Annotated in this window: 13 protein-coding genes; 9 read left to right on the top strand and 4 right to left on the bottom strand. The window is 52.2% G+C overall.

What is annotated here, in order from left to right:
* Window positions 1-36 precede the first annotated feature (36 nt).
* The gene (locus D3A97_RS06460; protein ID WP_119077567.1) at window positions 37-2,055 is read right to left on the bottom strand and encodes a copper-translocating P-type ATPase; all 2,019 of its coding nucleotides are present in this window, start codon (window positions 2,053-2,055) and stop codon (window positions 37-39) included.
* Window positions 2,056-2,282: 227 nt separating this feature from the next.
* Between D3A97_RS06460 and D3A97_RS06455 the strand changes: the two genes are divergently transcribed.
* The 3 genes from D3A97_RS06455 (at window position 2,283) to D3A97_RS06445 (ending at window position 4,346) form a co-directional block, all read left to right on the top strand.
* The gene (locus D3A97_RS06455) at window positions 2,283-2,888 is read left to right on the top strand and encodes a Crp/Fnr family transcriptional regulator (RefSeq protein WP_119077566.1); all 606 of its coding nucleotides are present in this window, start codon (window positions 2,283-2,285) and stop codon (window positions 2,886-2,888) included.
* A 66-nt stretch (window positions 2,889-2,954) separates the two neighbouring features.
* Window positions 2,955-3,335, top strand: coding sequence for a helix-turn-helix domain-containing protein (locus tag D3A97_RS06450; protein WP_157986377.1), 381 nt, complete (start codon window positions 2,955-2,957; stop codon window positions 3,333-3,335).
* A 156-nt stretch (window positions 3,336-3,491) separates the two neighbouring features.
* Window positions 3,492-4,346 (top strand): 1-acyl-sn-glycerol-3-phosphate acyltransferase, encoded by an 855-nt coding sequence (locus D3A97_RS06445; protein WP_157986376.1) that lies wholly within the window; start codon window positions 3,492-3,494, stop codon window positions 4,344-4,346.
* Here the strand turns inward: D3A97_RS06445 and D3A97_RS06440 are convergent.
* Together D3A97_RS06440 and D3A97_RS06435 are read right to left on the bottom strand one after the other, a co-directional pair.
* On the bottom strand, window positions 4,339-5,316 hold the full coding sequence (locus D3A97_RS06440; protein WP_198673884.1) for a VOC family protein: 978 nt from the start codon (window positions 5,314-5,316) through the stop codon (window positions 4,339-4,341). The genes D3A97_RS06445 and D3A97_RS06440 overlap by 8 nt on opposite strands.
* Before the next feature lie 57 nt (window positions 5,317-5,373).
* Window positions 5,374-6,162: an SDR family oxidoreductase gene (locus tag D3A97_RS06435; RefSeq protein WP_119077562.1), complete on the bottom strand. Its 789-nt coding sequence runs from the start codon at window positions 6,160-6,162 to the stop codon at window positions 5,374-5,376.
* A 700-nt stretch (window positions 6,163-6,862) separates the two neighbouring features.
* Between D3A97_RS06435 and D3A97_RS06430 the strand changes: the two genes are divergently transcribed.
* Together D3A97_RS06430 and D3A97_RS06425 are read left to right on the top strand one after the other, a co-directional pair.
* Window positions 6,863-7,636: a murein L,D-transpeptidase catalytic domain family protein gene (locus D3A97_RS06430; protein ID WP_119077561.1), complete on the top strand. Its 774-nt coding sequence runs from the start codon at window positions 6,863-6,865 to the stop codon at window positions 7,634-7,636.
* A 48-nt stretch (window positions 7,637-7,684) separates the two neighbouring features.
* On the top strand, window positions 7,685-9,469 hold the full coding sequence (locus D3A97_RS06425) for a glycoside hydrolase family 9 protein (RefSeq protein ID WP_119077560.1): 1,785 nt from the start codon (window positions 7,685-7,687) through the stop codon (window positions 9,467-9,469).
* Here D3A97_RS06425 and D3A97_RS06420 read toward each other — a convergent pair.
* Complete coding sequence (locus D3A97_RS06420) at window positions 9,459-10,013, bottom strand: RNA polymerase sigma-70 factor (RefSeq protein WP_232825928.1); 555 nt, start codon at window positions 10,011-10,013, stop codon at window positions 9,459-9,461. The two genes, D3A97_RS06425 and D3A97_RS06420, sit on opposite strands and share 11 nt — an antisense overlap.
* 161 nt (window positions 10,014-10,174) lie before the next feature.
* Between D3A97_RS06420 and D3A97_RS06415 the strand changes: the two genes are divergently transcribed.
* The 4 genes from D3A97_RS06415 to nagA all read left to right on the top strand — a co-directional run bounded on the left by D3A97_RS06415 (window position 10,175) and on the right by nagA (window position 17,886).
* Window positions 10,175-11,161 carry a FecR family protein gene (locus tag D3A97_RS06415; protein WP_119077558.1) on the top strand — a complete coding sequence of 329 codons (987 nt, stop codon included), beginning with the start codon at window positions 10,175-10,177 and terminating at the stop codon, window positions 11,159-11,161.
* 276 nt (window positions 11,162-11,437) lie between these two features.
* Window positions 11,438-14,965 (top strand): TonB-dependent receptor, encoded by a 3,528-nt coding sequence (locus tag D3A97_RS06410; protein WP_198673883.1) that lies wholly within the window; start codon window positions 11,438-11,440, stop codon window positions 14,963-14,965.
* A 51-nt stretch (window positions 14,966-15,016) separates the two neighbouring features.
* Complete coding sequence (locus tag D3A97_RS06405; RefSeq protein WP_198673882.1) at window positions 15,017-16,765, top strand: RagB/SusD family nutrient uptake outer membrane protein; 1,749 nt, start codon at window positions 15,017-15,019, stop codon at window positions 16,763-16,765.
* Window positions 16,766-16,785: 20 nt separating this feature from the next.
* A complete protein-coding gene (gene nagA, locus D3A97_RS06400) occupies window positions 16,786-17,886 on the top strand; it encodes an N-acetylglucosamine-6-phosphate deacetylase (protein ID WP_119077556.1) in 1,101 nt (366 codons plus the stop codon).
* Window positions 17,887-17,918: the final 32 nt, after the last annotated feature.

The raw sequence follows: 17,918 nt of genomic DNA, 5'->3' as shown, positions 1-17,918 counted from the left end.
TGTTCCGGGGCCCTGGGCCAGCAAGGGAACCCCTTTTTATCTCACCCGCAGCATTCTTGCATTTACCGCTACCACTATAGTGCTTGCGCTCATCAGGATAGCGCCCATAGCCGGGCTCAGCATGAATTGGGGGTACAGCACCCCGGCTGCCAGCGGTATGGCAATCACGTTGTAGCCAACGGCCCAGAGGAGGTTCTGCACCATTTTCCGGTAGGTGGCCTTCCCGAAAGCGATCATCTGCACTACGTCTTTCGGGTCACTGTTCACCAGTATGATGTCTGCCGTTTCTGCCGCCACATCTGTACCGGAACCAACAGCAATGCCTACATCCGCCTGTGCCAGCGCGGGCGCATCGTTCACCCCGTCTCCGGTCATGGCTACAATTTCCCCTTTCTGCTGGAACTCTTTCACTTTGCCTTGTTTTTCATGTGGTAGCACATTGGCCAGGTAGCCGTCCATCCGGAGTTTTTTTGCCACGGCGGCGGCCACCTGCTCATTATCGCCGGTAAGCAGGAAAGATTTGATGTTCATGTTCTTCAGCTCCGCAATGGCCTCGGCGGCAGACTCCCGGATGCTGTCTGCCAGCGTAATGATGCCGGCGGGCTGGTCGTCTATCAATACAAAGTTCACGGTGTCTGTAGACTGGTCAACACTGTCAGGAATAGCAGGCATGGTCAGTTTTTCCTGTTTGAAATAATTGGGCCCGGCCGCTACGACCTTCTTTTCGTTCACCATACCCTTTACGCCAATGCCCTGCATGTACAGGAAGTCTGAAGATTTCCACAGTGCCAGTTGTTTCTCCTTCAGCTTTCTCAGTATGCCGTGCGCAATATGATGTTCCGAATTTTGTTGTACAGCGGCGGTGTATTGCAGTATTTCATCTGCGCTGAACTGTTCATTGAGCGGAATAACCTGTTGTACTTCATGGCTTCCTTTGGTAAGCGTACCTGTTTTGTCAAATATGATGGTGGTGAGGCGCCGTGCGTTCTCAAACGCCGTGCGGTTGCGGATCAGCAGGCCATGTGTGGCGGAAAGCGTGGTGGATACGGCCACTACCAGCGGAATGGCTACGCCCAGCGCATGCGGGCAACTGGTTACCATTACGGTTACCATACGCTCCAGCGCATACGCCAGCTCACGGCCGGCGGTGAGCCATACAATGAAGGTGATCACGCCCACGCTGATAGAAATAATGGTCAGCCACTTGGCCACTTTATTGGCCAGGTTCTGCGTTTTTGATTTGGCTCCCTGCGCGGATTGTACCATGCTGATCACTTTATTCAGATAGCTGTTGCTGCCCGTACCGGTTACCCGAACGCGCAGGACGCCGTCTCCATTCACGGCGCCGCCTATCACGGAAGCGCCTGTTTCTTTTTTTACCGGTGTGCTTTCGCCGGTGAGCATGCTTTCATTCACGTAAGAGCTGCCTTCAAGAATGATACCGTCTGCCGGTATTTTTTCGCCCGGCTTGATCACCACTACATGGTCCTGCTGCAGTTCTTTTAACGGAATATCCATTACATGATCATGATGCTCAACATGCACAGTGGCCGGCAACAGTTCCACCAGCGATTCCAGCGCGCGCGAGGCGGCCATCTGCGATCTCATTTCCAGCCAGTGGCCCAGCAGCATAATGTCTATAAGGGTAGCCAGCTCCCAGAAGAAATCCATTCCCGGCAGGCCGAACACTACCGCCACGCTGTATACATAGGCAGTAGTAATGGCAACCGCTACCAGCGTCATCATGCCGGGGTTGCCATGTTTCAGTTCGTTGACCAGCCCTGTGAGAAAGGGCCATCCCCCATATATAAAAATGAAAGTACTGAGGGCCAGCAACAGGTACCGGTCTCCGGGAAAGGCCATGTGGAACCCCAGCCATTGCTGTATCATATGGGAAAGCAGGAGTACAGGTACGGTGACCAGCATACAAATCCAGAAACGCTGAAGGAAGTTGGCGGTATGATGCCCCGCATGCTCGTTGTAGCCGCCGGTATGATCATGTTCCTTATGGTCCGCGGCCATTGATGTATGCTGGTGATGTGCATGATGGTCCATATGCTTGAAGGGTTTATGGTTATAACATTAAGTGACAGGCTTTGTTCGTACTGCTTGTTGCCGGAAGGCGCTAACAAAAATAGGCTGCTGCCGGCGGCATGTCATTATATAATTTTGCCTTTCTTTTATATTTAATCTATATTTGAAAAGTTGTTTTCCCCCGTTAACCAGCCACTGCCTGCCAAAGGCGCTCCAATAATTATGGAAAACCAAAATCAGAGAGAAATATGGAACAGTTTAGCGAAGCCCAGCGTGATGCGATGTACGCAAATATGTTTGCATTGTTTAACCAGTTGTACCCGCTTTCGCCAGCAGTGCTGGCAACCATCCGCCGCCATACGAATATTGTGTTCTTTAAAAGGAGGTCTATCATCCTGGAACACGGAAAAATATGCCGCAATTGTTACTTCGGGCTGAAGGGCATGGTGCGTGCGTATTATATAAAGGATGACGGGCAGGAGATCACCTCATGGTTCATGAAAGAAGGCGATATTATTATTTCCGTGCAGAGCTTTTTCACGCAAACGGAAAGCCATGAGGTGCTGGAAGCGCTTGATGACACCTTATGCATCTCGCTGCGGATAGACGTGCTCGAGGAAATCTACCGCAAGTTCCCCGAATTTAATTTTGTAGGGCGGAAGCTGACGGAACACTATTATATCCAGATGGAGAACCGGGCCTTTTCTTTAAGGATGGATGATGCGCGGCAGCGGTATGACCGGCTGGTGGCCCAGCATCCTGATATTATCACCCGGGTGCCGATCGGTTACATAGCGTCTTACCTGGGCATATCAGCAGAAACATTGAGCCGGATCCGTTCGGGCACCTACTGAATTTTTTGATATATATCAAGACTTGTGAAAATGGATGTATCTATTTTTGTGATAAATCCATTGCATATGAAAGAAATCAGCAGAAAGCTCTACATTCTCCGCATTCTTCACAATTACACCCAGAACTACATTGCGGAGCAACTGAACATTGCAGGGTCTACCTACGTATCTATGGAGCAGGGCCTCTCCAACATCCATTATGGCAGGCTGGAGTCTATCCTGGCCATCTATAACCTCAGCACGCGTAATTTTTTCTCTTTTTCGGAGGAAGACCTGCTGAACGTTATCAGGGGAAAATGCGTCATCATGCAGGATGATGATTCTCCTATGTACCCCTATGTAATTACCAAACTGGAAGCCATCATCAAGCTGCTGGTACAGTTGCTGCAAATGGCAACCGGCGGGCAGAACGGCCCCGGCAGGCCGCTTGGCCTTGACCCTAAATAGTGGAATAATTTTACGGGCAGGCCTTGTTTTACGCCAGACAATGCACGATATTGTAACGCACCTTTTTTGAACGGTGCAGCGAACTAAAAAATATCTGCCACTGTCTGGCGTAGAAACATGCTGTATAGTCTTCTCAAAATATGGGTACGGATAGCTTTGCAATTCTATTGTAAACGCATCGTATTTCATTATAAGGAAAATCACGATCCCTGTATCCTGGCTTGCGCTCATCCCAATTCTTTCCTGGACGCCATGATCATGGGCGCTTTGATGCCCCGGCGCATCCACTTCCTGGCGCGCGGGGACGCGTTCAAAAAACCCGCGGTGGCACGGTTGCTGGGCGCCATGCATATGATACCTATTTTCAGGCTCAGCGAAGGGAAAGAAAACCTGGTGAAAAATGAAGAAACCTTTCACCGGTCTGTGGAGATATTGCGGAAAAACGGTTGCATACTGATTTTCCCGGAAGGGATTTGTGTGAATGAATACAAGGTGAGACCCCTCCGGAAAGGCACGTTCAGGATGGCCATCAATGCCTGGAAGAACGAAGGGCTTGCGTCGCTGCACATACAGCCAGTTTCTATTGTGTATGATTCTTTTGATGCCGTGCCTAAGAGCATTCACGTACACTTCGGGGAGATCATACCGGAATCCCATCACGGCAAAACGTTCAATGATACCCTGCACCACCGCCTCGAAACCGGTATGCAGGCCGGCCTGCAGGATATTGCACCCGCAAAGCGGAACCGCTGGCTGCTGGCATTGCCGGCGGCCATAGGCTGGTTCACGCAAAGATGGTTCTATGTGATCTGGCGGAATTTTGCCAGGAAGAAAACGAAGGGCACGGTTTTTTATGATTCCGTTCTATTTGCCTGCATGTTCCTCACCTACCCGCTTTTGCTGCTGGTAGTTGCCGGGGCAGCCGCGGCCTTCCTTGGCCCCTGGGGCTGGTTGTTGCTGGTGCTGCTGCCCTTTACGGCGTGGTGTTATAAAGAGTACAAGTCTATTTGACCTTGCTGAGAGACAGCATCCTGATCATCCAGTCCGGCAGGGGTTTTTCCAGCGAACGTTTTTTCAGGTTGAGGTAAAGGCCCCATTTTTTATAGAGCGGCACTTTATGTGTTTCCACCAGTTCTATCAGCGTACCGTCCGGGTCTTCCACATAGCAGAAGCGGCCGGCGGCACTTTCCATGGCAAAAGAATCCATACTGTCAATGGAAAAATGATAGCCGTATTTGGAGGCGTGATCTTTCAGCGCGCACATGTCTATTACATCAAAACAAAGATGGATAAAACCGCAGTCTCCCCAGTAACGGTTATGATAAATTTTCACCGGCTCGCGGTCAAGGCATTGCACCAGTTCAATTTCTACGGAGCCCAGCAGTTTATGGAAGGCGCCGATGCTGCCCGGATGTTTTCTCAGCAGCACTTTACGGAATTTGGCATCTGACACGTCGTACACCATTTTATCTATACCGAGAATGTCGCGGTAAAAGCCAACGGCCTTTTCCATATCCCGCACGCCTATTACCGCGCCGGTAACGCCGCCGCAGGCATTGCTGTTTTTATGGAACCAGTGGTTGCCCGTTACTACGTCAAACACATTTTCGTGGGCGTCTGTTACATAAAAATGAGGCTGCCCGGCAGGGTCTTTGGTAAGTTCCCCCACTTTTACGGAGCCGGAGCTTTTCAGGTGTTGATGGGCGGCTTCAATGTTGCGGCATTTGATCTTGGCGGCATAAATGCCCAGGTCCCCATACTGGGGCACCTGCGCGGGCGCTACAGGCTGGCGGTCCTGGAACTGCCAGATCTCGAACCCGCCGCCGCCCTGCATGTTCAGGGACAGTACGGCGCGCCTGCGGTGTACGGTACCGCCGGTATAGGGAGTCATCAGCGTGGCTTCAGAAGTGTCATCAAATATCAGCACGTCCATGCCGAAATGTTCCTTGTAGCCCAGCATGGACTCTCGGACATTTCTCACACCGATCCCTATTTGCTGAATTCCGGTAATGTAAGTCATAACAGTTGATTTAGGCTTTTATTGATTGGCCCCCACTTTGCGGGCAATATAATAATACAAGGGCGGGCAAAATTTATGGAATACCCATAGCAGCCGCTCGCTCCGGGCCACTATCACCCGTTTTTTCTCTTTCCGCATACCCGCCACAATTTTCCTGGCACAGGTAGCCACGGGAATACCGTTGGCCTGCCCCTTGTCCATTTTATTATGCGCCTGGCCGCTGCCGGTAAGCGCATGCAGGGAAATAGGGGTGTTGACGCGGCCGGGACTGGCAATCAGTATTGAAAACCCCGGAATGGTATGTTCCACCTGCAAGGTCTCAAAATACCCCTGCAGCGCATGTTTGGCCGCTGCATAGGAGGTACGCAGGGGGAAGCCCATCAGTCCCGCCATACTGCTCATCACCACCACCTGGCCCGTTTTTCTTTCCCGGAAATGGGGCAGCAGGCTTTTGGTGAGCGCCACAGGCGCAAAAAAATTGATCTCCATCAACCGCCGGTCTACTTCCAGCCTGGTATCTTCTGCCAGGGCGCGTTGCGTAACGCCGGCATTGTTGATCAGGATATCAATATGGCCGAAGGCTTGTAATGCCGCCGCGCTCAACTGGTCCAGATTATCTTTTTCCAGATCTGCGGGCAGCAGAAAACATGTTGCGCCTGTTTGCTCCTTCACCCTGGCCAATGCCTCCGCGTTCCGCGCGGTCAGTATCAGCCGGGCGTTTTCGCGGGAGAGCTGCAGGGCGAGTTCTTCCCCCAACCCGGAGGATGCCCCCGTGATCCATACTACCTTGTTCGTAAAAAATCCCATGCTGTTAGTCTTTTGTGGCGCGCCACATCCATACGCCAGCGCCGGCCACAGACAGTTTTTGCCCGGCAATCCTTTGCCATGGCTGGTTTAGCAATCGTTTCCGGATTCTTTCCCCGTGAGTAATGTCAGTATCAAGGGATAAATGCGGATTCATGCAACGATGGAATACACCAATGATCTGCAATGCGTACGCGGTTGTTGACAGGTCATGAAGATAAGAAAATTAAAATCTTTTCATACTTTGAATCAGGATTAACTTTTTTCCCCTGTAAAATGATGAAACGGTCCGTATTATTTCTGGCTATATTGCTTGCTGGCAGCGGCGCCAGCCTGCTACGCCGCATAACGATGCGGGTTGCCTGACCTGCCATTACAGTAGCGGTAATAAGGAAAGCAAAAAGCTGCCTGTTCCTGCGCCCGGAAAAGTATCATTTCCTGTAATAAAAACAACCCTCACCAGCCAACAAGCCACTTGGCTAGCTGACGGCTAATTGACAGGTACTGGCCATCACCGCAGCGGGAACAAGGCTTGCAGATGGCAATGCCGGCGGCAGGAAGTTCCCCACCTTCTACTAAAAACTGACCAAAACCAGACAATTCTTTCTCTTTAACAACAATACGAATAATGAATTTTCGTTATTTTTGTGGACTATACTTTTTGAAAAACCGTTTTGTTGAATGAAAAAAGAAATTGATGCGGATGAATTTACGTATTAGCAAAAAGACCTTTATACTTCCCTTTATCGTACTCACGTCCCTTTTCAGCCTGAAAGTATCTTCCATTGGCAAAAAGAGCACAGGGGTTGTAGCGCCCGCAGTAACAGCCGTAACAGCATCGGCTGCTGAAATGCTGTACGGGCAATTGTCGCTGGACTCGCTGGGCCTTTCCCATGAGGCGTTCCAGTATGCGCTGCAGGGGCACGACAGCCTGCTGAAAGCGGGAAGGTTATCTAACACGGATATTATTTCTATTGTTGACTTCAGCCTTCCTTCTACCAAAAAGAGGCTGTTTGTAATAGACCTGGCTGCTGGCCGGGTGTTGTTTAATACATTGGTATCTCACGGCCGCAATTCAGGCCGGGAAATGGCCACCAATTTTTCCAATGCCCCGGAAAGTTTTAAGTCCAGTCTTGGTTTCTATGTAACTGGCGGTACCTACAGGGGGGCGCACGGTTATTCCCTCAGGCTGGAGGGCGAAGAGCAGGGCATTAACGATAATGCCATGGAAAGGGGCATTGTGATGCATGCGGCAGATTATGTGAATGAAAAGCTGGGCCGCAGGCAGGGTTACATTGGCCGCAGCCTGGGTTGCCCCGCCGTACCGGTAAACCTGCATAAAAAAATTATCGGCAAAATACAGAACGGCTCCTGCCTGTTTATCTACAGTCCTGACCGGCAATATCTCTCCGCTTCCAAAATGATCCAGCTGCCCATGCAAAAGCAGTACCTTTCAGGTACCGGACATGAGGCATAACGGTTCATAATATGCAGTTTGTCTCTTTACCGGAACAATGCTGCTATTATGAAACGCTGTATACTGCTTATTTTGCTGCTGCCTTTGCTGATGGCTGCCCGGGAAGGAACCACGGATTACATCCGCATTAACCAGCTTGGTTATTTGCCGGGAGGAGTGAAAACGGCGGTGTGGGGGAGCCTCGGCGGGTCTGTGATCAGCCGGTTTGAACTGGTAGACTCCGCCAGCAACAAAGTGGTCTACAAAGCATCTGCCGGCCGGGCTTTCGGCGCCTATGGCCCCTTCAGGCAGAGTTTCCGGCTTGATTTCTCAAAGTTCAACAAACCCGGCGCCTACTTCCTGCGAGCAGGCAATGCCCGGTCCCCGGTTTTTCGTATAGGCGCACACGTTTATGACGGCGCGGCAGATTTCTGTTTGCGTTACCTCCGCCAGCAGCGCTGCGGGTTCAATCCTTTCCTGAAAGATTCCTGCCATACTTTTGACGGCTACACCCTGTACGGCCCCATGCCTGACAGTACGCGTATCAACGCCATCGGTGGCTGGCACGATGCCAGTGATTACCTGCAATATTCCACTACTTCCGCCAATACCGCCTGGCACCTGCTGGCAGCTTATCGGGATTTTCCGGCGGTGTTTACGGACCGGCACAATGCCAGCGGCCTGCCCGGCAGCAATAATATTCCTGATGTGCTGGATGAAGCGCGCTGGGGGCTTGACTGGCTGATGCGCATGCACCCCCGCAGCGACTGGCTGTTTAACCAGATCGCTGACGACCGTGACCACCGCGGCATGCGCCTGCCTGCCCTGGATTCTTTTTATGGCCGCGGGTTTGAAAGACCGGTATATTTCTGTTCCGGCCAGCCGCAGGTACAGGGCGTGAAGTATAAAAAAATGAACAAAAGCACCGGGGTGGCTTCTACCGCCGGAAAATTTGCCAGTGCCTTTGCGCTGGGCCATTCATTACTGAAAAAAGACGACCCCGCCTACGCGGCGGCACTGCTGGAACGCGCTGGCTCCGCTTACCGGCTGGGCCTGCAAAAGCCGGGCGTGCAGCAAACGGCGTCTGTACTTTCCCCCTATATTTATGCGGAAGACAACTGGACGGATGACATGGAGTTGGCCGCCGCGCAATTATATGGTGTAACACATAAACCGGCATTGCTGCAGGCGGGCATGGCCTACGCAGAACAGGAGCCTGTAACCCCCTGGCTGGGCGCAGACACGGCCAGCCACTATCAGTGGTACCCTTTCATCAACATCGGGCATTTTGAGCTGGGCAAAGTGGCTGCGGCACAACAAAAAACGCAGCTGGCCGGCTACTATAAAAGCGGCATTGAAAAAGTATGGGCCAAGGCGAAACAGAACGCCTTTTACCGCGGGGTGCCTTTTATCTGGTGCAGCAATAACCTCACCACGGCTTTTGCCATACAGTGCTACTGGTACCAGCAACTGAGCGGAGACAACACTTACGCCGCCCTGGCCCAGGCCAATGTAGACTGGTTGTTTGGCTGCAACCCCTGGGGCACCAGCATGGTGTATGGCCTGCCGGCATGGGGAGATACCCCGGCAGACCCGCATTCTGCGTTCACTCACCTGAAAAATTACCCGATAGACGGCGGCCTGGTAGACGGGCCGGTGTATGGCACCATCTACGGCAGTCTCATTGGCATACGCCTGGCGGAGCCGGATGAGTACGCTGCTTTCCAGAGCGGCCTGGTGGTATATCACGATGATTATGGGGACTACAGTACCAACGAACCCACCATGGACGGTACGGCCTCGCTGATCTACCTGATGGCTTTAAAAGAAAATGAGGGAAAGGCTAAAAAATGAAAATGCTGATGCGGTGAAGCCCGTTGCGCAGCAAACGCAGCGCTTTGCGCATATGCTGCTCCACGGTGTTAACGGAAATGCCGGAGCGCTCCGCAATTTCCTTATTGCTCAGCTCGCCGTTGCGGCTTAATAAAAATACCTGGCGGCATTTTTCGGGCAGCTGCTGAATAGCCTCTGACATTTGCAGCACCAGTTCTTTATGGGAAAGGTAGGATTCCACATCATTGCTGGCAGCGGCCGGCCGTGTTTCCTGGAACAATTCGTATTTCTGGTGAATGGCCTGCCGGTGCAGGAAGTTCAGTACCCGGTTACGCAGCGCGGTAAAAATATATGCCTTGAAAGAAGTATGTATCTCCAGCCTGTCTTTTCTTTCCAGCAATTCCAGGAATACTTCCTGTACAAATTCGCGGGCGGTCTCTTTATCACCCGTTTTTTCATATGCTTTTTTCAGCAACATAACGGCATAGCGCTCGTAAAGCGCGTCAAACGCGCCCTGATCGCCCTTTTTCCAGAATGAGAGGAGCTCTACGTCTGTATGGTGAATGTAATGTGGAATAGACTTTGGTTCTTTTGCGTAAGTTAAATGTAAGGAAAAATAAGCGCTAAATACAAAGTGAAACCGTTAAAAAATTATTTTTTTTAAGCGCATAACGGTTTCGTTTTTATTGTTTGTCCATATATGTAACCGAAGTTTATTTTTAACGTATGAGCCTGTTTGACGTAAAAGAATTACTGGAAAAATATAAGGCCGGAACGTGCAGTCCGGAGGAATTGCAGGCTCTGGAAAGCTGGTACGAATCCTGGAAGCACCCCGCCGCGGAAGCGGTGGAATGGCGGTCTGATGAAGAGCTTGCCAGGGAACTGCTGCAGGACTTCCGGGAGGTGCGCCGCCGGAAAGACGCTCTTTTCAATGGAGAGCGCCGTCATACCTGGTGGAGGGCCGCTGCCGTACTGGCCCCTATTATAGGCATTGGGGCATTGCTCTGGTTCAGCCGTCCCGCTTCCACAGCGGAAGAAGCCGGCGCCGGGCCGGTACTGGCCATTGCCGCCAAGAAACCGGACAGTAAACGTTTCATCCTGCTGCCGGATAGCAGTACCGTGGTACTGCGTGAAGGCAGCAGCCTCAAATACCCTGAAAAGTTCAACGGCGCCACCCGGGAGGTTACGCTTATAGGGGAGGCCTACTTCGACATCAAAAACCGGCCCGGCCAACCCTTTCTCATCCATTCCGGCAAACTGATAACCACCGTGCTGGGCACGGCATTTAATATTAAAGCCTATCCGGACCAGGCATCCGTAACTGTAACGGTAACCCGGGGGAAGGTAAAAATAGAGGAAGAAGAAGGGCGCAAGCTGTTGGGCATATTGCACCCTGACCAACAGATCGTATATAACCCCGGAAAGGTGGAAACAACCCCTGTAAAATCAGCCGAAACGGTAGCCTGGCTGAAAAAAGGGATGGACTTCAACGCCGTACCGTTTGACGATATTGCCCAACAGATCAATGAACAATATCAGGTAAACATCAGGTTTGCCAACGAAGTAATGAAAAAATGCCGCATCAGGGCCACTTTTGAAGGCACTGAAACGCTTGACAAAGTATTGTTTGTGCTTTGTACGGTGAGCAATGCCTCCTACACCATTTCAGGTAGAGATGTGGTGATCAGTGGAGAAGGATGTTCGGACAATTAAAAGAGAATAACTGGTAGCAATCAAGTTCAGTAAACCAAAATCTTATACCATGACATTTAGTATGGGCCCGCCGTCCTGAGTGAGGTGGGCTACGAAAAACCCCTCCGTCTGTGGTAGGTCGGGAGGGGTATCGCTTAAAACGTAAACAGCCTCAATGGGCTATTTCTTCATCATTTTAAACTATTGCAAATTATGCAAAAATCCGTGGTTTTTGCTAATAGACGGCTATTGCCGGCTTTTACAACAGCAGTTTATTCTACGCAAATGCGTTTTTTTATGAGATTGAGCCTCTCCACCCTCATTTGCATGTTGGCCAGCATCCACCTTTTGTGGGCAATACCCACCAAAGGCCAGGCACTTGACGAGAAGAAAGTGACTATGGAGGCCTCCAATGCCACCCTTGAGAAAGTTCTGGGCCAGCTTGAAAAACTCTCCGGTTTCCGGATTGCTTATGCCTCAAAAAATGTGGCTAAATATGCCAGCGTGTCTCTCGACTTTGCTACCAGGAGCGTCAGCGCCACGCTGAAGGCCTTGCTGAACAATACGGACCTCGGCTACAAGTTGTCAGACAATACCATTATGATCGTAAGTCGCCATGAGCTGCCCCCCGCCCCTGTAGCGGACCAGCAGGCGGCAGATACCACAGTGACAATAAAAGGGCGGGTAACGGACGAGGCCGGCATGCCCATGCCCGGTGTATCTGTAAGGGTAAAAAATACCACCAAAGGCGTTTTTACAGACGCTGCGGGGGGGTATACCCTTACCGTGAACCGTGGCGATGTGATCATTTTCAGCTCCATTGGCGCGGTAACCCATGAGCATGTAGCTGGCAGGGCCTCCGCGGTGAACATCACGCTGAAGGCAGACAACCGTAAACTGGACGATGTGGTGGTAATAGGTTATGGTACGCAAAGAAAGGCCAACGTTACCGGCGCCGTATCTACCGTAGATGTGAAAAAAACGCTGGAATCTCGCCCCCTGTCTGATGTGGGCCGCGGCCTGCAGGGCGCCGTTCCAGGCCTTACCATCACCACCACCAGCGGCGATCTGGGCCGCAACCCCAGCATCAGGCTGCGCGGCATCACCGGCTCGCTCAACAGCAGCGGCGGCGCCAGGCCTCTTATACTGGTAGACAATGTGGAAATACCCAGCCTGCAAATGGTAAACCCGCAGGATATTGAAACCATCTCCGTGCTGAAAGACGCCGCCTCCACCTCCATTTACGGCACGCGTGCGGCATGGGGCGTGGTGTTGATCACCACCAAATCCGGCAAAAAAGGCGCGCCCGCCAGCATTAACTATTCCAATAACTTCTCTTTCAGCAGGCCTACCAAACTGCCTACCATGGCCCCTGCCGCGGAAGGCGCGGAAACCGTGCTGGAAGTACTGCGCCGCTCCAGCAACAACCCCGCCCAAAGCCAGTTTGGCGTGCTGGGGATGTATTTCGATGATATTGGTATCCAGAAGATCAGGGATTGGGAAAAAACGTACGGCGGCCAGAACCTCGGCCCCGAAATGGTAATGGGCCGCGACCTGGAGATCAGGGACGGCAAACTCTTCTTCTACCGCCCCTGGGACGTGGCCGAAGAGTACATGAAGAAAAATACCATGATGCAGAAGCACGACCTGTCATTCACCGGCGGAACGGAAAAAACAACCTTCCACGTGGGCCTGGGCTACCTGAACCAGAACGGTGTGCTGAAATTCAAGACAGATAAATTTGACCGGTACAACGCCAATGTGAACGTTACTACCAAGGTGAACGACTGGGTAGACGTTCGCGGCAAAATAATGTTGGCGCAAACCAATTTCGAAACGCCTTTCACCTTCTCCGCAGATACCTACGGCCCCTGGTACTACCTTTACCGCTGGCCAAGGATCTACCCCTACGGTACGCTTGACGGCAAGTCTTTCCGCAGCGCATTAACAGAAGTGCAGCAGGCTAATATGAACGAGACCAAGTCCCGCTTCAACCGGGTACAGGTGGGTACCACCCTCCGCCCGCTGAAAGATCTCACCATAGATGTGGACTACACCTATTCCGCCACCAACACCCGTGAACGGAACGTGGGCGGTGGTACGGCCGGTATAGATTTCTGGGGCGGTTCATTGAACTATCTCCCCAACTACCAGTCTGCCGCGTATGACTATGTAGCCTATTATTCTTCCTGGAACGATATGAACTCCGGCAGGGCGTTTGCCACTTACACCAAGAGCCTGGGCTCGCACAACGTGAAGGTAATGGTGGGTACGGACGTAGACGTGTATACCAATGGCGGCCAGTCATCCAAAAGAACAGGGCTGATAGACCCTGACAGGGGCGAGCTTTCACTGGCAACCGGAGATCAGACAGTAGGCGGCTCCAGCGGCCATTGGGCTACCAATGGTTACTTTGGAAGGATCACCTATGATTATAAAAACAAATTCCTGCTGGAACTGAACGGCCGTTATGACGGCTCTTCCCGTTTCCCCAAAAACGACCAGTATGCCTTCTTCAAATCTGCTTCAGCCGGCTATGTGATCTCGGAAGAGAAATTCATGGAATTTGCCAAACCGGTGCTGTCATTCCTGAAATTCCGCGGTTCCTATGGTTCTGTGGGTAACCAGAACGTTGGCGACTACAGGTTTATTCCTACCATGAGCGGTACTACTTCAGGCTGGCTGATAGGCAATACGAACATGACCACCGTGGGTACCCCGCAGGAAGTATCCCGCTCGCTCAGCTGGGAAACCGTGGCCACTACAGACTTTGGTGCAGATATCCGTTTTCTGAACAATGCGCTGGGCGTTTCATTTGACTGGTATAAGAGAAAAACAACAGACATGATCACCCCGGGCATCACCCTGCCCAGTACTTACGGCGGCACCATTCCTACCCGTAACTATGGCGCCATGCAGGCTACCGGCTGGGAACTGGCCATTGACTGGAACCATTCGCTTGACAACGGCATCCGTATCAACGCCATGGCCACCTTGTCTGATTTCAGGGAAGAGATTATCCGCTATTCCGGTACAAGGGCTATCAGCGGTTATTACGACGGTAAATTGCTGGGCGAGATCTGGGGGTATGAAACAGACCGCCTCTTCCAGGAAAGCGACTTCACCAAAAACGGGAACAACTGGATACCGAAAGAAGGCATCCCCAGCCAGACCAAGCTGGCCGGCAATACCAACTGGTTCCAATATGGCCCTGGAGATGTGAAGTACAAAGACCTGGATGGCAGTGGCGAAGTATTCTCCGGCACCAGCACGCTGGATGATTATGGAGACCTGCGGGTGATAGGCAATTCCACTCCCCGCTACCAGTACGGCCTGCGTGCAGGTGCGGACTGGAAAGGGATCGATTTCAGCTTCTACCTGCAAGGCGTAGGCAAACGTGAACTGTGGCCCAGCGGCCCGGTAGTGATACCCGGTTTCAATGCCGCGGAAGGCTGGTACACCCACCAGATGGATTACTGGAGGGCAGACCGTACAGGCGCCTTCTATCCCCGCCCCACCGACGCCGGCAAGTCCAACAACAGCCGCAACTTCTTTGTGCAATCCCGCTACCTGCTGGATATGTCTTACCTCCGCCTGAAAAACATTTCACTGGGGTATACATTGCCCGCCCACCTTACCAACAGGGCGCACATCAGGCAGGCACGCGTGTACATCAGCGGTGAAAACCTGCTCACCTGGGACAACCTGAGCGTGCCCATTGACCCTGAAGTGGATCTGACGGCAGAACAGACGGATGCATCATCCTTTGGCCGTGTGTATCCTTACCGCAAAGAAATTTCTTTCGGCCTTCAAGTCACCTTTTAATATTTAAACCGGATAATTATGAAAGCGAGAATATATTTAGCTCTGATATTGATGGCAGGTTTGATGGCAGGGTGTAAGAAAGACTTCCTGGTACGCGACCCGCTTGACAAACTGGACGATGATTCTTACTGGGCCAACGAAAAAAACCTGCGCACTTTTGCCTACGGCTTTTATACCACCTATTTTGTAGGCTACGCCAGCGGGTTCACCTTTGGGCCGTACTTTTACCAGGGCCAGTCTTTGAATGACGACTTTGGCCCTACCAGCCCTCCGCAGTTCACTAAAGTTGTTCCCGCCACAGATGGCGGCTGGAGCTTTACCAACATTCGCAAGGCCAATATTTTTATAGACAGGATAGGCACGGTGCCGGGTCTTTCAGACGAAGCCAGGAACCACTGGCTGGGCGTTGCCCGCTTTTTCCGCGCCCTGGCTTTCTCCGACCTGGTAAATACGTATGGGGATGTTCCCTGGTTTGGCAAACCGCCGCTGTCATCAGAGGAAGAGCTGATCTATAAACCCCGGGACCCCCGTGCCGTGGTGATGGACAGCGTGCTGGCAGACTTCAAGTTTGCCGCGGAAAATGTGCGTGCGGCAGATGGAGAAAAAGGCCTGAACGTTTCCAAATGGGTGGTGATGGCCTATATGTCACGCATCATGCTGTTTGAAGGCACCTGGCAAAAGTACCATAACCTGAGCACCGCCAAGGCGGCAGAGTACCTGGCTGCTGCCAAATGGGCGGGCAATGAAGTGATCACCAAAGGCGGCTTTAAATTTACCAATGCCTACCGCGAGTCTTTCAATTCGCTGGACCTGTCCAAGAACGAAGACATGATCATGTACCGCAGGTACGCTACCGGATTGCTCACTCACTCCCTCAACAGTTATGTGAACCGGGAAGGTCAGACAGGGCCTAACAAAAACCTGGTCGAAACCTATCTTTGTGTGAACGGGTTGCCCATAGATCCCTCCGGCGCAAATCCCAACCCGCTCTATGTGGGAGACAAGAATATTAACGAGGTAATGGCCAACCGTGACCCGCGTATGTTCGGCACCTACAACATGGAGGTCCGCCCGAACGGCTCTTATAACAAAACGAACCTGCTGGGCGTGTCTACTTCCGGTTATTGCACGCTCAAGTTCCTGAATGATGAAATTAAGGACCAGTCCATCGGTCTTTCCAACCTCAATCCCACCCATGCCCCCGTGATCCGTTACGGAGAAGTGCTGGTAAACTACGCCGAAGCGGCCGCTGAACTGGGCACGCTGGGCCAGCCCGGCATTACACAGGAGGACCTGGACAAATCCATCAACATATTACGGAAACGCCCCACCGGTATTCCCGGCAACGATACCAAGTTACCAGACCTGCAGGTGGTTGGCGGCCAGCCGGCCGTTGGCGGCACTGTATATGACGATGAAAAGCGGGATCCTCTGGTGCCGGCCATGATCTGGGAAATCAGGCGGGAACGCCGCGTGGAGCTGGTGATGGAAGGTTTCCGGCTGGATGACCTGCGCCGCTGGAAAAAACTGGATTATACAGACACGGAGAAAAACCCGGACATCAACCGCGGTGCGTGGATAGTGCGTTCCGAATGGGATAAACAACCGCCCGCTACCGGCTCCTGGCTGAAAGACGTTACGCTCACGGGCGCCAACGAAGGGTACATCATTCCCTCGCCGGTGGCTAAACGTATTTTTGAAAGCGACAAGGTATACCTGCAACCTATTCCCCTCAACCAGATAAAACTATATGAAGACGCCGGGGCAGAATTGTCCCAAAATCCGGGCTGGACGCAGTAACTTTAGGAAAAAATTTGCGTATGCTGACAGCACTCACCGGCGCGGTTATTTACACTGGAAAAGACATTGTGAGAGAGAAGGCCTTATTAATCGAGAACGGAATTGTAAAGGGCCTGGCAGTTCCTGACAGCATCCCCACAAAAGCCCGCATCATCAACCATACAGGCCATAGCATTGCACCCGGCCTGCTTGATCTGCAGATATATGGAGGAGGAGATCATCTGTTTTCAGATGATCCCTCCTTCACTGCTTTACAGCAAATTGCCGGTTCCCTGGAAGCCAGCGGCACAACCGGTTTTCTGCTCACCCTGGCCACCAACAGCCTGGCCGTTTTTGAAAAGGCCATAGACACTGTGCGCGATCATCCGGTACCTTCCGTATTAGGCCTGCACCTGGAAGGCCCTTACCTCAACCCCGTAAAACGCGGCGCGCATATTCCCGAGCACATCCGGCGCCCGGAAATAAAAGAAGTGGAGGCATTGATGGAAAGAGCGCAAGGAGTAATAAAAATGATGACCCTGGCCCCGGAAATGTGTGACCCCGCAGTGATAGACCTGCTGCTCCGCCATGGCGTGATCATATCTGCCGGCCACAGCAATGCTACTTTTGCAGAAGCTGCCGCAGGTTTCAGGCAGGGCATTCAAACCGCCACCCACCTGTTTAATGCCATGAGCGCCTTTCACCACCGCGATACCGGTTTGCCCGGTGCGGTATACCAGGCGGAACATGCATATGCCAGCATCATACCTGATGGTATTCATGTTGATTATAACACCCTGGCCATCAGTAAAAAAGTAATGGGCAACCGCCTGTTCCTGATCACAGACGCTGTAGCGCCCAGCAAAGGCGCTTACCCGCACGTGTTCAGGGGAGACCGGTACACGCTTACAGATGGCACGCTATCTGGCTCCGCCATCACGTTGCTGCAGGGTGTAAGAAACTGCATGCAGCATGCAGGCATTCCGCTAGACGAAGCCCTTCGCATGGCATCTACCTATCCCGCCCGCCTGATGGGCATGCCGGAGCGTGGAGAGATCACACCCGGTCAACCCGCCAACCTCACCATTTTTGACGAAGCATTTCAACCCAGGGGCATTTACATAGCAGGGAAAGAAAAATAAAAAGCCACCTCCGCTTGCTGGAGATGGCTTTG

It is taken from the genome of Chitinophaga alhagiae, from assembly GCF_003568665.1.
In the GTDB taxonomy this organism is placed as follows: Bacteria; Bacteroidota; Bacteroidia; order Chitinophagales; family Chitinophagaceae; genus Chitinophaga; species Chitinophaga alhagiae.
Note: the sequence above shows the minus strand (reverse complement) of the source record. Positions and strands in the feature narration are given on the sequence as shown.